The organism is Serratia sp. root2 (assembly GCF_031931805.1).
GTDB lineage: Bacteria > Pseudomonadota > Gammaproteobacteria > Enterobacterales > Enterobacteriaceae > Serratia > Serratia inhibens.
Genome location: NZ_JAUJXB010000001.1, coordinates 1,070,995 through 1,087,351, shown reverse-complemented (window position 1 = coordinate 1,087,351; position 16,357 = coordinate 1,070,995). Strand labels below are relative to the sequence as shown.

At 55.9% G+C, this 16,357-nt stretch carries 15 protein-coding genes and 1 riboswitch; of the genes, 6 read left to right on the top strand and 9 right to left on the bottom strand.

The window, feature by feature from the left end; translation table 11 throughout:
- The first annotated feature begins 213 nt into the window (after positions 1-213).
- Positions 214-1,941 (top strand): ABC-F family ATP-binding cassette domain-containing protein, encoded by a 1,728-nt coding sequence (locus QZQ97_RS05105; RefSeq protein WP_311992527.1) that lies wholly within the window; start codon positions 214-216, stop codon positions 1,939-1,941.
- A gap of 67 nt (positions 1,942-2,008) precedes the next feature.
- Here QZQ97_RS05105 and QZQ97_RS05100 read toward each other — a convergent pair whose 3' ends face one another.
- Complete coding sequence (locus QZQ97_RS05100) at positions 2,009-2,371, bottom strand: cupin domain-containing protein (protein ID WP_311992526.1); 363 nt, start codon at positions 2,369-2,371, stop codon at positions 2,009-2,011.
- A gap of 80 nt (positions 2,372-2,451) precedes the next feature.
- Positions 2,452-3,264, bottom strand: a complete 813-nt coding sequence (locus QZQ97_RS05095) for an AraC family transcriptional regulator (protein WP_311992525.1) — start codon at positions 3,262-3,264, stop codon at positions 2,452-2,454.
- A gap of 186 nt (positions 3,265-3,450) precedes the next feature.
- Here QZQ97_RS05095 and QZQ97_RS05090 point away from each other — a divergent pair, with 186 nt between their 5' ends.
- From QZQ97_RS05090 to QZQ97_RS05080, 3 genes are read left to right on the top strand one after another with little or no spacing between them, the layout of a single operon-like run.
- Positions 3,451-4,950 carry a TolC family protein gene (locus QZQ97_RS05090; protein ID WP_311992524.1) on the top strand — a complete coding sequence of 500 codons (1,500 nt, stop codon included), beginning with the start codon at positions 3,451-3,453 and terminating at the stop codon, positions 4,948-4,950.
- A gap of 2 nt (positions 4,951-4,952) precedes the next feature.
- On the top strand, positions 4,953-6,071 hold the full coding sequence (locus QZQ97_RS05085; RefSeq protein WP_311992523.1) for an HlyD family secretion protein: 1,119 nt from the start codon (positions 4,953-4,955) through the stop codon (positions 6,069-6,071).
- Complete coding sequence (locus tag QZQ97_RS05080; protein ID WP_311992522.1) at positions 6,064-7,650, top strand: DHA2 family efflux MFS transporter permease subunit; 1,587 nt, start codon at positions 6,064-6,066, stop codon at positions 7,648-7,650. Before QZQ97_RS05085 ends, QZQ97_RS05080 begins: the two co-directional genes overlap by 8 nt.
- Positions 7,651-7,653: 3 nt before the next feature.
- Here the strand turns inward: QZQ97_RS05080 and QZQ97_RS05075 are convergent, their stop codons facing one another.
- The 7 genes from QZQ97_RS05075 to QZQ97_RS05045 all read right to left on the bottom strand — a co-directional run bounded on the left by QZQ97_RS05075 (position 7,654) and on the right by QZQ97_RS05045 (position 14,040).
- Positions 7,654-8,421 carry an AraC family transcriptional regulator gene (locus QZQ97_RS05075; protein ID WP_311992521.1) on the bottom strand — a complete coding sequence of 256 codons (768 nt, stop codon included), beginning with the start codon at positions 8,419-8,421 and terminating at the stop codon, positions 7,654-7,656.
- Between the two features lie 103 nt (positions 8,422-8,524).
- The gene (locus QZQ97_RS05070) at positions 8,525-9,901 is read right to left on the bottom strand and encodes a cation diffusion facilitator family transporter (protein ID WP_311992520.1); all 1,377 of its coding nucleotides are present in this window, start codon (positions 9,899-9,901) and stop codon (positions 8,525-8,527) included.
- A 26-nt stretch (positions 9,902-9,927) separates the two neighbouring features.
- The gene (locus QZQ97_RS05065; RefSeq protein ID WP_311992519.1) at positions 9,928-10,107 is read right to left on the bottom strand and encodes a hypothetical protein; all 180 of its coding nucleotides are present in this window, start codon (positions 10,105-10,107) and stop codon (positions 9,928-9,930) included.
- Positions 10,108-10,220: 113 nt separating this feature from the next.
- Positions 10,221-10,313: a protein MgtS gene (gene mgtS, locus QZQ97_RS05060; RefSeq protein ID WP_013813036.1), complete on the bottom strand. Its 93-nt coding sequence runs from the start codon at positions 10,311-10,313 to the stop codon at positions 10,221-10,223.
- A gap of 143 nt (positions 10,314-10,456) precedes the next feature.
- Positions 10,457-11,479: a magnesium transporter gene (locus QZQ97_RS05055; protein WP_311992518.1), complete on the bottom strand. Its 1,023-nt coding sequence runs from the start codon at positions 11,477-11,479 to the stop codon at positions 10,457-10,459.
- Between the two features lie 72 nt (positions 11,480-11,551).
- Positions 11,552-11,725: riboswitch (M-box (ykoK) riboswitch) on the bottom strand.
- A gap of 145 nt (positions 11,726-11,870) precedes the next feature.
- Entirely contained in the window at positions 11,871-13,535 is a 1,665-nt protein-coding gene (locus QZQ97_RS05050) for an ABC transporter substrate-binding protein (protein WP_311992517.1), read from the bottom strand.
- Positions 13,536-13,644: 109 nt separating this feature from the next.
- Entirely contained in the window at positions 13,645-14,040 is a 396-nt protein-coding gene (locus QZQ97_RS05045) for a VOC family protein (protein ID WP_311992516.1), read from the bottom strand.
- 121 nt (positions 14,041-14,161) lie between these two features.
- On the opposite strand from QZQ97_RS05045, the gene QZQ97_RS05040 reads away from it, so the two are divergent.
- Positions 14,162-15,067, top strand: a complete 906-nt coding sequence (locus QZQ97_RS05040; RefSeq protein WP_311992515.1) for a LysR substrate-binding domain-containing protein — start codon at positions 14,162-14,164, stop codon at positions 15,065-15,067.
- Between the two features lie 251 nt (positions 15,068-15,318).
- On the top strand, positions 15,319-16,335 hold the full coding sequence (locus QZQ97_RS05035; protein ID WP_311992514.1) for an iron ABC transporter substrate-binding protein: 1,017 nt from the start codon (positions 15,319-15,321) through the stop codon (positions 16,333-16,335).
- The last annotated feature ends 22 nt before the right edge of the window (positions 16,336-16,357 follow it).

The following is a 16,357-nucleotide window of genomic DNA, read 5'->3' as shown; positions in this document are numbered from 1 at the left end:
AAAAGGAGGATTACTATGCCGATGTGTGAATTGTTTTTTTACTCACACTTCTATAGTAATTGCCGCTGCTCAAGCATTACCGGTATCGTGCTGCGATAACCCAGGCTTGAGCGAAGCTTACTAAAATCCGAGTCCCTTCCCTCCGGCTTACCGGGTTGTCGTCAGCGATGTTTGACGATAGGCATTTGCATGCCTGTAACTCTTGAGTAAGCAATGAGCACATTATTATCTGCACAATCCGTCGGTTACGACAACGCGTTCGGCCCGCTGCTGGCCGAGGTTTCCTTCAGCCTGAAAAAAGGCGATCGCATCGGTTTAATCGGCCACAACGGCTGCGGCAAAAGCACCCTGCTTAAAATCCTCAGCGGTGATCTGTCTGCCGGCAGTGGCAGCGTAACCCTCTCTCATCAGTGCCTGATGGCGCGAGTGGAACAGCACCTTCCCCCCGAACTGCACGACTGCACCCTGCTGGAGGCGGTACTGGCGCGTCTGCCGGAAAACCAGCGCGTCAGCGAAAGCTGGCAAGGCGAAGTCCTGCTGACCAGCCTGGGGTTTGGCGCGTCATCCTGGACATTGACCGCCGGTACCCTGAGCGGTGGCCAGCATACCCGCCTGCTGCTGGCGCGCGCGCTGATACGCCGGCCGGACCTGCTGTTGCTGGATGAACCCAGCAACCATCTGGATCTGCCGACGCTGTTGTGGCTCGAACGGTTCCTGCAAAGCTGGTCAGGCAGCTTCGTGCTGGTTTCCCACGACCGTTACCTGCTGGATAAGGTGACCAACTGCACCTGGATCCTGCGCGACAAAACCCTGCAGTTTTTCCGCTTGCCCTGCTCTGCGGCGCGCCAGGCGCTGGTGGAGAAGGACGCGGCGGATACGCATCGCCGTCAGGCGGAGCAAAAGGAGATCGAACGGGTGGAAAAAAGCGCCCAGCGGCTGGCGGTCTGGGGACGGGTGTACGACAACGAGGATCTGGCCCGCAAGGCCAAACAGATGGAAAAACGGGTCGATCGTCTGAAAGAAGATCAAACTCAGCTGACGGCCGCTACCCAGTGGCGGCTCCGGCTGCGGGGTGAAGCCCTGGACGCCGATCGCCTGTTGGCTCTGCCGCAGCTGGATGTACGCCCGGCAGCCAATGCGCCGGTGCTGTTTCGCCTGGCGCACCTGCGGGTGAAAAGCGGCGATCGCATCGCCATCGTTGGCCGTAACGGCTGCGGCAAATCCTCGCTGTTGCAGCATCTGTGGCGCGAATACCAAAGCGCCGTTTCCGGTGAAGCGGTATTCCACCCCAGGGTACGTATCGGGTATTACGATCAGAGCCTCCAGCAGTTGCAGGATGGCGATACGCTGAGCGAGGCGTTGACGCACTTCGCTCCGCTGACCGAAGATCAGCGCAAAATGGCGCTGATTGGCGCCGGTTTCCCTTACCTGCGCCATCAGCAGCGGATCAGCACCCTGAGCGGCGGCGAGCGTTCGCGCCTGCTGTTTGTCGGCCTGACGCTGGCCAACCATTCGCTGTTGCTGCTCGACGAGCCGACCAACCATCTGGACATGGAAGGCAAAGAGGAGCTGGCGGAAACCCTGCGCGAGTTTGCAGGCGCAGTGATGCTGGTCACTCACGACCGGATGTTGATAGAAAACAGCTGTAACCGCTTCTGGCTGATTGACCATCAACAGCTGGAAGAGTGGCAGGATCTGGAACCGGTCTATGCCCGGCTGGCGGAAGAGCGCGGTGCCGAGCCACAAGCGGCCAGGCAAACCGCCTCCGGCGACAGCGAGGGGTTACACCATGACGAAGAGCGGCTGCTGGCCTGCTTGTTCGAACTCGAGGCTAAACTGCAGGAGGATTTGGCGCGTAAAACCAGGCACCAGAAACCGGCGTTGCAACAGCAATGGCGCAATGAAATTGCTGAAATCACCGCCCGGCTGAAGCTGGACTGACCTTCACAGGCCGCCTGTTTTGGCGGCCTTTTATTCTCCCCGCTACCGGCTTGCCGGGCGGGATTTTTCAAATCCAGACATCGTTTACCGCAGTACGTTCTCCCCCTTCGTCACCGGTGTTCAACACGCCGCGAGGTTCGATAAGCATCAGTTGGGTTTCGATCTCGGCAGAAGTTTTGTGTTCGATGCCGCGCGGGACCACATACATCTCGCCTGCATTGACCAGCACATGACCATCGCGAAAATCAATGCGCAAAACACCGTCCAACACGATAAGGGTTTCATCGGTTTCGGCGTGCGTATGCCAGACGAAGTCACCGTGAATTCTGACCACTTTAAACTGGTAGTCATTCATCTCGGCAATCACTTTCGGCTGCCATTGTTCAGTAAACAGAGAGAGTTTATGAGCGAAATTAATAGGTTGATACATTTTCAGGCTCCTTGGTTAACAGGAACCCAGCATAGTGGACCCGGCGGGCGGCGATCTTGAATGATTGTGCAACCTCTGGCTCACCCTCCGTTGATAAACTTCAGCCAGCGGCCAGGAGAAACGCCAAAATTGCTGACAAATTGGCGCGTCATGTGGCTTTGATCCGCAAATCCCGCATCGATTGAGATATCTGCCAGATTATGGCCCGCCAACATCCGCCGTCTGCAATGTTCAAGACGGCGCATAGTGACGTAGCGGTAGGGGCTGGTGCCAAACAGCACCCGAAAATCCCGGCTCAGGCTCCAGCGATCTCTGCCGCTGATCGAAGAAAGCTCATCCAGGGTAATATTTTTATCGAAACAGGAATGGATATATTCCCTTGCCTTTTCAGCCGCCTGATAGTCGAATGCCCGCCGCTGATAACGCTGTCCCCCGACAATGGCCAGGGTTTGCGCGAGGTCATAAAGCGCATCCTCTTCCTCAAGCGTTTCAAACGGGTCCTCCATGGCCCTGAGCAAGGGTTGAGCCGCAGCAAAGAGTCTTGGGTCATCAGAAAGACCGCCCGCAATAAAGGGCAGTGGCTTGCCGCCAAGTATCTTTTGGATTAATGCCGGCTCGATATAAACCATGCGGTATTGAAACCCCTCTCGCGTACCCGCCTCCCCGTCATGAAGCTCATCCGGATGCAATACCAGGGTGCCGCCGGGCAAGCTATGACGCCTGCCGCCACGATAGTTGAAACTTTGCACACCGGACAAGGTGCGGCCAATGGCGTAGGTATCGTGGCGATGGAGCTCATAGCCGTGGCCACCGAAAAAGGCTTCGATACGCTCAATTTGCATTGGCGACCGGGCCGGTTTAACCCAGTCTTGCAGGTCTTTACTTCGTGGCATGGGGAGATACCTGCGTCTGTCGAGACAACGATTATTGGAAGAAGGCTATTGATAATCGCTAAAGCTCGCGTTGGCTAGTGGGCCCGTTAAAAATGACCATTTCAAGATAATGAAAGTCTAAACCTCGGCATAAAGACAGTTTTTTACCCGCTAATCTGGACGCATTCTCATTGAAGAGTGTGACGCATGTTGATATCCAAAAGGCTGACGATTGCCTTACTTCCCGTGTTATCTGCCGGTTGTGCGGTTGGCCCAGGTCAACTTCCCCTCACCACTCTGCCGCTCGCGGCTGAGCCTTTGGCAAAAACGAAAACTATCAAGCCGGATACGCCGGATAAATGGTGGTCGTTGTATCAGGATCCCGCCTTAAACCAGGCCGTCGAGCAGGCGTTGAGCAACAACCGGACTCTGCGTGCGGCAGCGGCAAATTTGCTTGCAGCCCAGGCAATTCTACGCGAAACCGATGCGCAAAAACTGCCCAGCACAGGTTTCTCTGCCAAAGGTGGATATGGCAGTTCGCTCGACGATCAAATCGAGGCGGCGTTAGGTCAAAGCGACAAGATCCGCACCGGCAGCCGCTATAGCGTCGGAATCGATCTGCAATGGGAACTCGACCTGTTTGGCCGCCTGCGCTCAAGGTCCAGCGCAGCACAGGCAGACACGGAGTCTGCTCAGGCCGAAGAAGACGGTGTGCGCGTGTGGGTTGCCGCCGAAACAACCCGAGCCTGGCTCAGCGCCTGTAGTTACGGTCAACGGATCGGTATTGCTCAACGGGCTTTGGCGCAGGTTGAGCAAGGGCAGCAGATAACCGAAGCGCTGCATCAATCCGGGGCCGCTGTCATGCTGGATGTGGTTCGTGCTAAAGGTTTGGTTTACCAAACTCGCGCCGAGCTGCCGGTGTTGAAAACCGAACGTCAGCGCGTATTGGCTGAACTCGCGGTGTTAATGGGCCGCCTGCCTTCCAATCCCCCCGCACCGGCACTTGCCTGCCTGAAACCGCCAACGCTGGCGTATCGCGGCTTGCCTGACAACGACGGATTGGCCCTATTGCGCCGTCGCCCCGATGTGCGCGAGGCACAACAACAGCTTGCCGCCGCGACGGCCAACATCCGCGTAGCGGCCACCGATCTCTATCCGCGAATTTCGCTGGGGGCCAATATGCTCAGCTCCGCTCACCAGCCTGAAGATTGGGGTAACAGCGGCGCCACCGTCTGGAGCATCGGGCCGCTGATCTCATGGTCCTTCCCTAACATTACGGAGGCACGGGCGCGTATCGCTCAGGCAGGAGCCAAAGAAAGTGCGGCACTCGCGCATTTTGACGGCACGATTTTGGCTGCGCTGAAAGAGGTACAAGTGAGCCTGACAAACTATGACTCGGCCCTGCAGCAGCAAAAACTCCTTCAGCTGGCTGCCGAAAACAGTCGACAAGCGCTGAAGCTATCGACGCTTGCCTATCAGGACGGTGCGGCAACCGCCCTCGACTATCTCGATAACCAACGTAACGACGTCGCCGTTCAGAGTGAGTTGGCGCGCGCAAATACGCGGGTGATTGAGGCTCAGGTGACGTTATTTAAAGCCCTGGGCGGCGGGTGGCAGCAGGCTCCCACTGTGGTGCTCCCGGTACCCCAACGGTCCAAAACCGCTTCCAGCCTGTTATTTCCTCCTGTTTTTAAAAGAGAATCATAATAATGACCGAAAATACTTCGCCTGCTAAAACGCCTGTTTTTGCTGCCCGACGCGCAAAACCGCGGGCCCGAACTCTGGCCGGCATCCTGTTGGTCACCCTGTTGGCGTTGACTTGGGGAATTTACTGGTGGACCACTGGCCGCTGGATGATCGAGACCGATGACGCCTATGCGCGCGCCGACATTGTCACGCTGGCCCCTCGCATCAACGGCTATCTGGTCGCCGTGGAGGTGCAGGACAATCAACAGGTAAAAACCGGCCAGGTACTGGCCCGAATCGACTCCCGCGATTATCAGGTCAAGGTTGATCTGGCCGAGGCCGCAGTCGCGGCGGCGGTTGCCGAAAATGACGTGAAACAGGCTCGTATCGCCAACCTGGCCGCTCGCCAGCAGCAGCAGACAAGCCTGATAGCAGAAGCTCAAGCCGCCGTCCGCGCCGCCGTCGCAGAATCAAATCGCTCGGCATCGGAGGACCAGCGTCAGCACCGCCTGGCTCGCCAAAACATCAGCAGCGCCCAACAGGTAGAATCGGCTGACGCGGATGCCCGTAAAACCGCCGCACAGCTGGCGCAGGCCCAGGCGCGACTTGCCGGCCAGCAGCAGGCACTGCCCGTACTCGCCAGCAGCCAACAGGCTACCGAGGCCGAGCGGGACAAGGCGAAAGCCATGCAGACGCAAGCGCAGGCCATGCTGGCGATCGCACGCATTAATCTGGCGAGCACCCGGATTGTCAGTCCGATCGACGGTACTGTGGGTGAGCATACTTTGCGGGCCGGCCAATATGTCGAGACGGGTTCGCCGCTGCTTGCCGTGGTTCCCGGCAATACTTATGTGATTGCCAATTTTAAGGAAACGCAAATTGACCCAATGCGGGTTGGCCAACCTGCCGAGGTACGGGTAGATGCGTTTGATGGGCAGGTTTTCAAGGGCGAGATCGAAAGCTTTTCCCCTGCGTCCGGAGCGCAATTTGCGCTGCTTCCCCCGGATAACGCCACCGGAAACTTTACTAAAATCGTTCAGCGGATGCCGGTGCGAATTCGCCTTGATGCCGGCCAGCCAAGAGTTGAACAGGTTCGCCCCGGAATGTCGGTGATGGTGACGGTGGACACCCGCCATGAGTAGCCGTATCTCGACCCAGGCCACGGTCATGCCCAACACAGACAAGATCTCGTTACGCACCTGGGTGGCCGTATTGGGCAGCGTCGTCGGGTGTTTTATGGCGGGCATGAATGTACACGTCACCAACGCCTCATTACCCGACGTGCGGGGTTCGCTGGGTGCTACCTTTGAAGAAGGATCCTGGATCACCACCGCCTATCTGGTGGCCGAGATCATCATCATCCCGATAACCGGTTGGTTAGTCTCGATATTTTCCATGCGCCGGGTGCTGATGGTCGGAACCTCTGGATTTGTGCTCTTCTCCATGGCCTGCTCGCTGGCCCCCAATATTCAGACCATGATCCTCGCCCGTGCGCTGCAGGGCGCGTTTGGCGGCGTGCTGATCCCCTTGTCGTTTCAGCTAATCGTCGGTGAATTGCCTCCCCACAAGCATTCTCTCGGCATGGCACTGTTTGCGGTGGCTAACAATGTTGCGCAGGCGGCAGGCCCGTCACTGGGCGGTTGGTTAACCGATGCCTACTCATGGCGCTGGATATTTTATCTGCAAGTCCCCCCTGGGATAGTGCTGCTGGCCGCCATTGGCTGGTCGGTCAAACCGCAGCCCATGCGGCTTGAGAAACTCAAGCAGGGTGACTGGTGGGGAATTATCACCATGGCGATGGGCCTTTCCTCTCTGCAAATCATGCTGGAAGAAGGTGGGCGAGAGGACTGGTTTGCTTCGTCCTTTATCGTCAATTGCACCTTGCTGGCCGTATTGGGCATCGCCGGTTTTATTTACGCGGAGCTTAAGAGCAAGACGCCGTTTATTAATTTGCGCTTGCTGGGCCGCTATAATTTCGGCCTCGCCAGTCTGATGCAGTTTTGCTTCGGCGCAGTGGTGTTTGGCGTGGTGTTTCTGGTGCCTAACTATTTCGCCGAAGTGCACGGTTACAACGCCAGCCAGATCGGGGCAATGATGATCCCGTACGGCATTATTCAATTTATCATGTCGTTCGCTACGCCTCGACTGATGCGCTGGACCAGCGCCCGCACCGCGATCGTGGCCGGATTCTTGATTACCGGCCTAGGCTGCCTGATGAACATTCACCTCAATCCCGATGCGGCTTATAACGTCATTGTTCCTTCGCTGATCGTGCGCGGCATCGGGCAATCGTTAGTGGTGGTGGCGTTGGGGGTGATGGCAATTCAAGGGCTGGAAAAGGACCAGGTGGGATCGGCATCGGGGCTTTTTTCGATGGTGCGCAACATCGGCGGGGCTATCGGTATCGCCCTTTCCAGCCAGATCGTGGTTGAGCGTGAAAAACTGCATGCGCAGCGCATTGGCGAATCGGTGACCTCTTTTGCTCAGGCGACGCAGGAACGGCTGGTCGAGACAGTCAGAATGCTCTCGCACGGTCATCTCGATCACGCCGCAGCCCTGTATGGCGCGGGGGCGGCAAGGTTGCGTCTGCAGGCTTTGGGGTTGATTGATCAGATCGTGCGTCGTGATGCCCTGCTGCTGGCCTACAGCGACGCTTTTTACATTGCCGGCCTGGCAATGCTGGCCTGCGTGCTGGCTGGGTTCTTTTTGCGAAAAAACTGATCGTTAACGATAAAACTCGGAAGGCCGCAATCCAAACTGGCGTTTAAAGGCGGCGGCAAAGGCGCTTTGGCTTTCGTAACCATGTTGCAGCGCCACCTGCACAATCGGCATGCCTTGAGCCAGGCATTCGAGTGACAAAAGCAGGCGCGCCTGCTGCCGCCAACGCCCAAAGGTAATGCCGGTTTGCCGCTGAAACTGACGATGGAACGTCTTGGCACTCATCGCTAAATCAGCGGCCCAGTCATCGGCGGCACGGTTATCGGCGGGATCTTCGGACAGTGTCTGGCAAACGCGCAGTATCCGCGCATCCTGCGGCCAGGGAAGATTAAAGGGCAGTACGGGCAAAGAACATAGCTCATCGAGAATAAAGCGCATCAAACGGCCGTCGCGGCTTTGCAGATCGTAATGGCCCGTGACTTTGGTCGCGGCAAGGATCAACTCACGCAGCAAAGGTGAAATTTCGATCACGCAGTCTGCGTCGGGTAATCCGGGAATAGCATCCTGATTGACGAAAATACTGCGCATTCGTGCCACACCGCGCATACGTACGGTGTGGCTGACGCCCGCTATCAGCCACACGCCACGGCTCGGCGGGACGACCCAACGGCCTACATCCGTTTCAATGACCAACACCCCTTCAACCGCATAAACCAGCTGCGAACGCCGATGGCTGTGCGCGGGGATCACGTGACCGTTGGAGTAATCGACGGCTACGCCGGTGACGGGCATCGCGATGGAATCATGATAGTGATCGGAAGCAAACTCGGCCATCGCTCGTCCTCGGGTTTCAAACAGCAATACCAACTTATTGGTTTACCGATATTTTATCTTGTTTGGGTCTTTATTGTCATCCCACTGTCGCAGCAATGCAGGCTCACAAAGCGGGTTTGATCGGCTCCACGTGCCCCACCGCCCGAGAAATGGTGGGGTAAAGCGCCCGCAGTTGGCGTTCTATGTGGTCCACCGCGTCGTGAGCCGCCACAATGGACGCAGCCGGCGACACCCGGCAATGGAAATTGACGATAATGCCCTCTGCCGTTTTGCGCGCCCGAATGTTATGCACGTCCTGTACCATCTCCCCCTTCTCCACCGCAGTTCGCAAGATCTGGCGAATGTTGGCCAGTTCATCCGGCTCTACGTCCTCACTGGCGACCCAGTGAGGCATTTGCGGCTCAAGGTGAGTTTCGATTTCGGTATCTTCGCCGATGGCCTGGCGCAACAGGTTTTCAATCTCGCTGGCGATATCGTGCGCCTGCGCCACGCTGGCGCTGGCCGGCACCGCCAGATCCATGCTGATCGACATGCGTTCCGCCAACTGCTGCAGCGCCACGTTTTGCACCACCGCCCCGTGATTGGCGGCAATTACCCGGATACGGGTCGCCATGTCTTCATCGGTGCGGGTTTGCGGGTTGGCAATCACCGTGGCTTCGGCATGGGCATACTGCCGCTCCAGACGCTCGGCGATGGATTGCTTCAGCGCGTTGATGCGCTCCAGCGGCAAGGTGCGGCAGACGGCGACGGTAACCTCGATAAACAGGGCCGCACCGGCGTTGCGAATGCGGATATTCTCGGTCGCCAGTATCGCCGGAAAGCTATCCAGTAACGCACCGATCTCCTCTTTGGCACCGGCGGGTGCGGTGTCCATCAGCGAATCGAACGAACGTTTGCCCAGCTTCACGGCCGCGACCACGATAAAACAGGCCACGATCAACGCCGCAATCGCATCTGCACGGCTGAAGCCCAGCAACACAAATACCATCCCCAGCAGCACCACGGCGGAAGACAACATATCGGAGAAGAAGTGCAGCGCGTCGGCCTCCAGCGCCGCGCTGTCGGTGGCCTTCGCCACGCGATTCAACGCCTTGACGCGGAAGTAGTCGACCACAATCGAGATCAACAGTACCGCAATCACCACCGGCGCGGCGACAATCTCATGCGCCTGCCCCAGCAGGCTGGTGCAGGCCTCATAAACAATCCAGCCCGCCGCGCCCAACAGCAGCAGCACTTCAAACAACGCCGCCAGATTTTCGACCTTGCCGTGACCAAAGTGATGATCCTCATCGGCCGGTTTGTCGCTGATGCGCACCGCCAGCCAGGTAATGCTGGTGGCGACAAAATCGGTGAAAGAGTGTATCCCTTCGGAAATAAGGCCAATACTGCCGGTAAAAATACCCGCTGCAAATTTACCGGTAGCCAATAACCCGCTGGCTATCATCGAGTTTCTGGCAACGGACTGTTTTTCATTTTGCATAATACGGCTCACATTCGCATTGGAATTTATTTTTTAATTTTTGCAGACAATTGCCAGACAAAAGCAACCAGCAGCATACTACCCGAGAATGTCAGCATTAAACTAGCCAGAAATTCTGATTTTCCGGTTGAATAAAAATAAATCTCGTTAACACCCACAGAGATCATTAAAACGGCATAAAGCAAACCAAGAATAAAAATAATCATTATCATTTCACTCGTTAATCCCGCCAACGGCGGTCAGAGTTTTATCGGTATCCTCCCCGTCGTAAATAAAAGCACTTCGGGGAGGATGCATTCAGGCGGTTCTTCGGCGTTCATTAATCATCCCATTTGGTGCTCATATAGGCGGCTAACAGGCCCAGTGAACTGATGATGCTCAGGAATCCTACAAAAATTGTCATGTTTCCCATTATTATTTCCTCGGCTAACAGTTATCGATAAAAACCTCTTTAATTAAAAAGTGGATTAATGGATTGTTCATTGCTATTGACGCGCCTCCTTTTTTGGTGAGATTAAATATCCGCTCCGGCCGCGACACGAAGCGGATTTCGGTTTAAATATTCAGAATGTGCTGAGCAATTTTGAAATAGATAATCAGACCGGTACCGTCGATAAAGGTGGCGATAAAGGGTGCGGACACCACTGCCGGATCGATCCCCACTCTTTTCAGCAACATAGGGATAATCGAGGACACAATCGCGCTCCAGACGGTGATCGCCACCAGCGACAGGCTGACGACCATCGTCACGTCCATTCCCACGCCCATGATCCAGGCACGAACCCAGGCGGCGATGCCGATAGTGGCGGCGATCAGCAGCGAGGTGGATACCTCTTTGCGGATCACCGCGCCCAGATTACGCAGGCTGACTTCGCCCAGCGCCATGGCGCGTACCAGTGTGGAAGTGATCTGCGTCCCGCTGTTACCGCCGGTGCCAATCAGCAGCGGGATGAAGAACGCCAGGGCGATCGCCGCTTCCAGCTGGTCTTCAAACGCCTTCAGTACGTTGCCGGTGTAAGCTTCGGCGACGAACAGCATCAGCAACCAAACCGAGCGTTTGCGCCACAGCGCCCAAGGGCTGGTTTCCAGATAGGGCTTGTCCAGCGGCAGGCTGGCACCCTGTCGTTGCGCATCCTCGGTATTTTCATCCTCAATCAGCCGGGCAATTTCTTTTTCCCCCAATACCCCAACCAGGGTTTTATTCACCACCACCGGCACCACGTCCAGCCCGCCCTTACCCAACAAATGGGCGACGTCATTGCGGTCGTCATCGGGCGACACCTGAAAATAACTGTGGTTGATCATTACCCCAACGGCTTTATCATCGTCCTCGCACTGCAACAGTTTTTTAACCGACAGCGTGCCGCGCAATTGATAATCGTCGGCGGTGACAAACAGCTGGGCCGGAATTTCATCCGTTTTAAGTTGTGAAAAAAAGTATTCTTTGGCTTTATTGACCGTCATATTACCGGGAACGGTAATAAAATCGGCGTTCATATAGCTTGCTACCGAGGACTCATCCAGAACTTCAGCATTGGCCAGCGTCGGAGATGAGTAATTTTGATGTGACTTCATCATGTTAGTCCCTATTTCTGTTTAAACTTCAACAGCGAATCGCATAGGGGCGTTAACCACAGAGGGAGTGCAGACAGCCTATCTCCGCGTCCAGGTTTTAGCACTATACAACGTATCTGATGTATTTATCAGAAGTTACCTTGGGCTAAACCTTAATCCGATAAAGCCTGTCTTAACCTTGGGCATCTCTCGATGTCGTCAGATCAGTAACCTGTGTTTGTATAGGAGCCTCGCCAAACGAGATACTGCATATAAACTACGGGGGCATTATAGACGCGGTTTTTGGGCGACGGGTGTAAATCTGGCCGGCCGTTTATGAAACATTTAGAAAAAACATTTTAACTGCAAAGATAATAAAAATGGGGCAGAAAAATCCACCCCGATGATTAGAACATCAGTGAGCGATAATATAGGCGTTCTTGTCGTACAACGGCCCCTGTCGGGTAAAATCGATGCCTTTCACATAGGGTTTGACCAGCGTGGCGTTGGCTTCGTAATAAACCGGCGCTACCGGCGTATCCACCGCCAACCTATCCTCGGCCTGTTGGAAATAGTGCTGTACCTGCTGCGGCGTCTGCGCCGCTGTGGCCTGATGCAACAACCGATCGTAATTCTCGTCGGCATATTTGGCAGAATTTTCACTGCTGGTAGAACGGAAGACGTTCAGGAAGGTGGACGGATCATTGTAGTCTGCCAACCAGCGAGAAAAAGCTACGCTGTAATGCCCATTGTTGATGTTATCCAACGTCACCTTGCGTTCCTGGCTTTGCAACGTAGCATTAACCCCCAGATTCTTTTTCCACATCGCGCTGCTGGCGATGACAATCTTTTTGATGGTGGCGTCATTGCTGTACAACACATTGAACTGCAACGGGCGCTCAGCGCTGAATCCGGCTTCCGCCAGCAGTTTTTTCGCCTGGGCGACCCGCTGTTCCTGCGACCACCCCGCCGCCTCCCCGGCCTTCAGCGTAAAACCACCGGCCCCGGAGGGGGTAAAGGTCCAGGCCGGTTGCTGGCCGTAGCCCAACACCTTGGTGGCGATAATCTCTTTATCCAAAGCCAGATTTAACGCTTGCCGCACCCGTACGTCATTAAAAGGTGCCTGCCGGGTGTTAAAGGCAAAATAGCTGGTGGACAGTAACGGATAAGTCACCAGTTGTTCATCACCCAGGCTCTTTTTCAACTGCTGATAGAGTTCCGGCGGCGTGCTATAGCCCAGCTCGATTTCCCCGGCCCTGAAGCGCGCCACTTCGGGAAATCCTTGCAGCGGCAGGAAAGTCACTTTGTTAAGCACCGTATGGACGTTGTCCCAATACTGGGTATTACGCTCCACCACCACTTTTTCGTTCACTACCCACTGCGTTAACCTGAAAGCGCCGTTGCTGACCAAATTCTGCGGCTGCGTCCAGTTCTTGCCGTATTTTTCCACCGCCTTGCGGTTCACCGGCAACACAGGAAAATGCACCAACTGTTTGAGGAGATAGGAGTTCGGCTCAGACAGCGTGACCTGCAGGGTATTGGCATCCAGCGCCTTCACCCCCAACTCTGTCGGCGGTTTGCTGCCGGCATTAATCTCCGCGGCGTTAAGCACATAGGCCGAGGCCAGATAGCTGCCGTACGGCGAGGCGGTTTTGGGATCGCTCAGGCGACGCCAACTGAAGACGAAATCCTCGGCGGTAACCGGATCGCCGTTCGACCATTTGGCTTCCGGGCGCAGATGGAAGGTCCAGACATTGCCCTGGTTTTCCCATCGGGTCGCCAGAGCGGGAATAACCTCGCCGTTTTTACCCACCCGCAACAATCCTTCGAACAGGTCATTGAAGATATTAAACTCCACGTTGCTTTCAGCCAGATTGGGATCCAGCGTCGCAGGCTCATAACCGTTGGCCCGCACCAGTGCCTGAGTGGCCGCTAACTTGACGCCCGCCGGCACTTCGGCAGCATGAACCGGTGAAGCTACCTGTAATGAAAGGAAGATTAGACTAGCCAATCCGCCAAATCTGAATGAATATTTCACGTCTTTATCCCTTGTTGGTGTTTTGTCGACGCCCATATTCATTGAAGCAGCTGAATAAATTAAATGATTAATTGCTATGACTCATAACCAAAAGCCGTGATGAATTTCTTTCATTATCAAATAAATACCCGCCGGGATGGCGGGTATCGGTTTACAACGGTTGGAACAGCGTCAGTTGCAATCCGGCCGGCGCTTCCAGCCGGTTATTGATCGAATTGAAGGGCGTAACCCGCGGCTCAGACAAGACCTGCGCGCCGCCCTGCGCCAGACTGGCCGTGGTTGCGGCAATATCGGTCACCTCAAATGCCACCCTGACCCAACCGGAGACGCGTTCTCCTACTTCTATCTGGTCGATATAGGCGGCGGTGGAAGGCTCCACCAGCTCCAGCGTGGCCTTGCCCGCCTCGAGGATCGCCACCCTGCCGCTGTCTGGCGGCACCGCATCGACCTGGGTCAGTCCCAGCCGATCGCGATAGAAAGCCAGGGCGTTATCAAAATCTTCTGTGGTGATCACCAGACGTAGCTGTTTTACCGATGATGCAGACATGGTTATCTCCTGGTTATTTGGCTGAGTAATTTTCATCTGTTAACCTGCCTACAGAAAATAACCTGCCACCTGTCGGTGGCTCAAAGTCATAGTTCTCAGCCAAAGATGAAAATAGCTCATCATGAAAAGAAAACTGCCGCCCCTGGGGGCGCTACGGGCCTTTGATGCGGTCGCCAGACTGCAGAGTTTTAAACTGGCTGCGGAAGAAATTGGCGTTTCGCCGACGGCCATCAGCCACCAAATTCGACTGCTGGAAAGCCTGCTGGGCGTCAGCGTGTTCGAAAGAACGCCGCGCAAGGTGGAATTGACCGACGACGGCGAGATCCTGCAACAGGCCAGCGCGCAGGCGTTCAACCTGTTGCAGACGGCGGTGGAAAACATCGGTGAACGCCAGCGGCCGGCGGTATTGACGCTGTCAGCCACCACTGCGCTGATCACCCACTGGTTGGTACCGCGTTTGCCGGCGCTGTTGCGGCAGTTTCCCGCCATCGACCTGCGGTTGCACGCCGATGACCGCATTGTGGATTTGCGCAGCAAACAGATTGATGTGGCGATCCGCTACGGCAACAGGCCGGATGACCAGCTGTCGCCGCGATTGCTGCAACAGGACCGCTTCGTGCTGGTCGTCAGCCCGCAGTTGAATATCACTTCAATCGCGGATCTGTTGCAAACCACGCTGATACACATCGATGGCCGCCAGGTGCCGCAACCGCCCCCCGACTGGCCGCGTTGGCGCAGCGAGTTTGGCCCGGCGGCGCTGACGGTCGACGCCGGCCCGCGCTTTACCGACGAGGCCCACGCCATTCAGGCGGCAATCGCCGGCCAGGGTGCCGTTATCGCCAGCCAACTGATGGTGCGGCATGCGCTGGATAATGACCTGCTGGTGGCGCCGTTCGAGCACTCACTGCCGGGTGCCGTGCATTATTTTGTCAGCAACCCCGACGGCAAGCACGGCCACGCGGTAGCGCAACTGGCGGACTGGTTTGCGGTTGAGATGGCGGTTTCTGAGAAGCGAATCGGGATATAACGTACCGGCCGGGCACCGAGTTGATATTTTCAACTGGATGAATTCTTTCGACATGAGGCAATCAGCCCAGAGTATTCAGGCTGAAGCTTAATTTTTCCTTAGGGCGAGTTAATTAATGAGCGAATTTAAAAAATAAATTAATACGAATCGTTTTCACTATCATTATTAATGTTCTTGGCTACAATCGGGCCTGCTTGCGCTCGCCAGGCGATATTCGCTTTTCTTCTTCGACCTCTAAAAAGGATAACAGTATGAAGCTGCGTATTTCTTCTCTCGGCCCCGTTGCTCTGCTCGCCTCATCGATGATGCTGGCGTTTTCCGCCCATGCGGCCCCTGCCGATAACGGCATCGTTATTTATAACGCCCAGCACGAAAACCTGGTGAAATCCTGGGTAGATGGCTTTACCAAAGACACCGGCATAAAGGTGACCCTGCGTAACGGCGGTGACAGCGAGTTGGGCAACCAACTGGTGCAGGAAGGCAGCGCATCCCCCGCCGACGTTTTCCTGACGGAGAACTCCCCGGCGATGGTGTTGGTGGACAACGCCAAGCTGTTTGCCCCGCTGGATGCCGCGACGCTGGCGCAAGTTGAACCGCAGTACCGTCCGCAGCATGGTCGCTGGATCGGCATTGCCGCCCGTTCAACCGTATTCGTCTACAACCCGGCGAAACTGACCGAAGCGCAATTGCCTAAATCGCTGCTGGATCTGGCCAAGCCGGAATGGAAAGGCCGTTGGGCCGCTTCGCCGTCTGGCGCAGATTTCCAGGCGATCGTCAGCGCGCTGCTGGAGCTGAAAGGCGAAAAAGCCACGCTGGAATGGCTGAAAGCGATGAAAACCAACTTCACCGCCTATAAAGGCAACAGCACGGTGATGAAAGCGGTGAATGCCGGCCAAATCGACAGCGGCGTGATCTATCACTATTATCCGTTCGTCGACGGTGCCAAGACCGGCGAAAACAGTAAAAACGTCAAACTCTATTACTTCAAACACCAGGATCCGGGCGCGTTCGTCAGCACTTCCGGCGGCGGCGTACTGGCTTCCAGCAAACACCAACAGCAGGCACAAGCCTTCGTGAAGTGGATCACCGGCAAGAACGGCCAGGACATTCTGCGTACCAATAACGCCTTCGAATATGCGGTAGGCGTGAACGCGGCTTCCAATCCTAAACTGGTGCCGCTGAAAGAGCTGGACGCGCCGAAAATCGACGCTTCACAGCTGAACGGTAAAAAAGTGGTTGAACTGATGACCGAGGCCGGGCTGTTGTAAGCCGGTTTTAGAGAGCTTTTAC

Coding starts and splice junctions, on each gene's coding strand:
- QZQ97_RS05105 (WP_311992527.1), top strand. CDS start 214: ATGAGCACATTATTATCTGCACAATCCGTCGGTTACGACAACGCGTTC.
- QZQ97_RS05100 (WP_311992526.1), bottom strand. CDS start 2,371: ATGTATCAACCTATTAATTTCGCTCATAAACTCTCTCTGTTTACTGAA.
- QZQ97_RS05095 (WP_311992525.1), bottom strand. CDS start 3,264: ATGCCACGAAGTAAAGACCTGCAAGACTGGGTTAAACCGGCCCGGTCG.
- QZQ97_RS05090 (WP_311992524.1), top strand. CDS start 3,451: ATGTTGATATCCAAAAGGCTGACGATTGCCTTACTTCCCGTGTTATCT.
- QZQ97_RS05085 (WP_311992523.1), top strand. CDS start 4,953: ATGACCGAAAATACTTCGCCTGCTAAAACGCCTGTTTTTGCTGCCCGA.
- QZQ97_RS05080 (WP_311992522.1), top strand. CDS start 6,064: ATGAGTAGCCGTATCTCGACCCAGGCCACGGTCATGCCCAACACAGAC.
- QZQ97_RS05075 (WP_311992521.1), bottom strand. CDS start 8,421: ATGGCCGAGTTTGCTTCCGATCACTATCATGATTCCATCGCGATGCCC.
- QZQ97_RS05070 (WP_311992520.1), bottom strand. CDS start 9,901: ATGCAAAATGAAAAACAGTCCGTTGCCAGAAACTCGATGATAGCCAGC.
- QZQ97_RS05065 (WP_311992519.1), bottom strand. CDS start 10,107: ATGATTATTTTTATTCTTGGTTTGCTTTATGCCGTTTTAATGATCTCT.
- mgtS (WP_013813036.1), bottom strand. CDS start 10,313: ATGGGAAACATGACAATTTTTGTAGGATTCCTGAGCATCATCAGTTCA.
- QZQ97_RS05055 (WP_311992518.1), bottom strand. CDS start 11,479: ATGATGAAGTCACATCAAAATTACTCATCTCCGACGCTGGCCAATGCT.
- QZQ97_RS05050 (WP_311992517.1), bottom strand. CDS start 13,535: ATGAATATGGGCGTCGACAAAACACCAACAAGGGATAAAGACGTGAAA.
- QZQ97_RS05045 (WP_311992516.1), bottom strand. CDS start 14,040: ATGTCTGCATCATCGGTAAAACAGCTACGTCTGGTGATCACCACAGAA.
- QZQ97_RS05040 (WP_311992515.1), top strand. CDS start 14,162: ATGAAAAGAAAACTGCCGCCCCTGGGGGCGCTACGGGCCTTTGATGCG.
- QZQ97_RS05035 (WP_311992514.1), top strand. CDS start 15,319: ATGAAGCTGCGTATTTCTTCTCTCGGCCCCGTTGCTCTGCTCGCCTCA.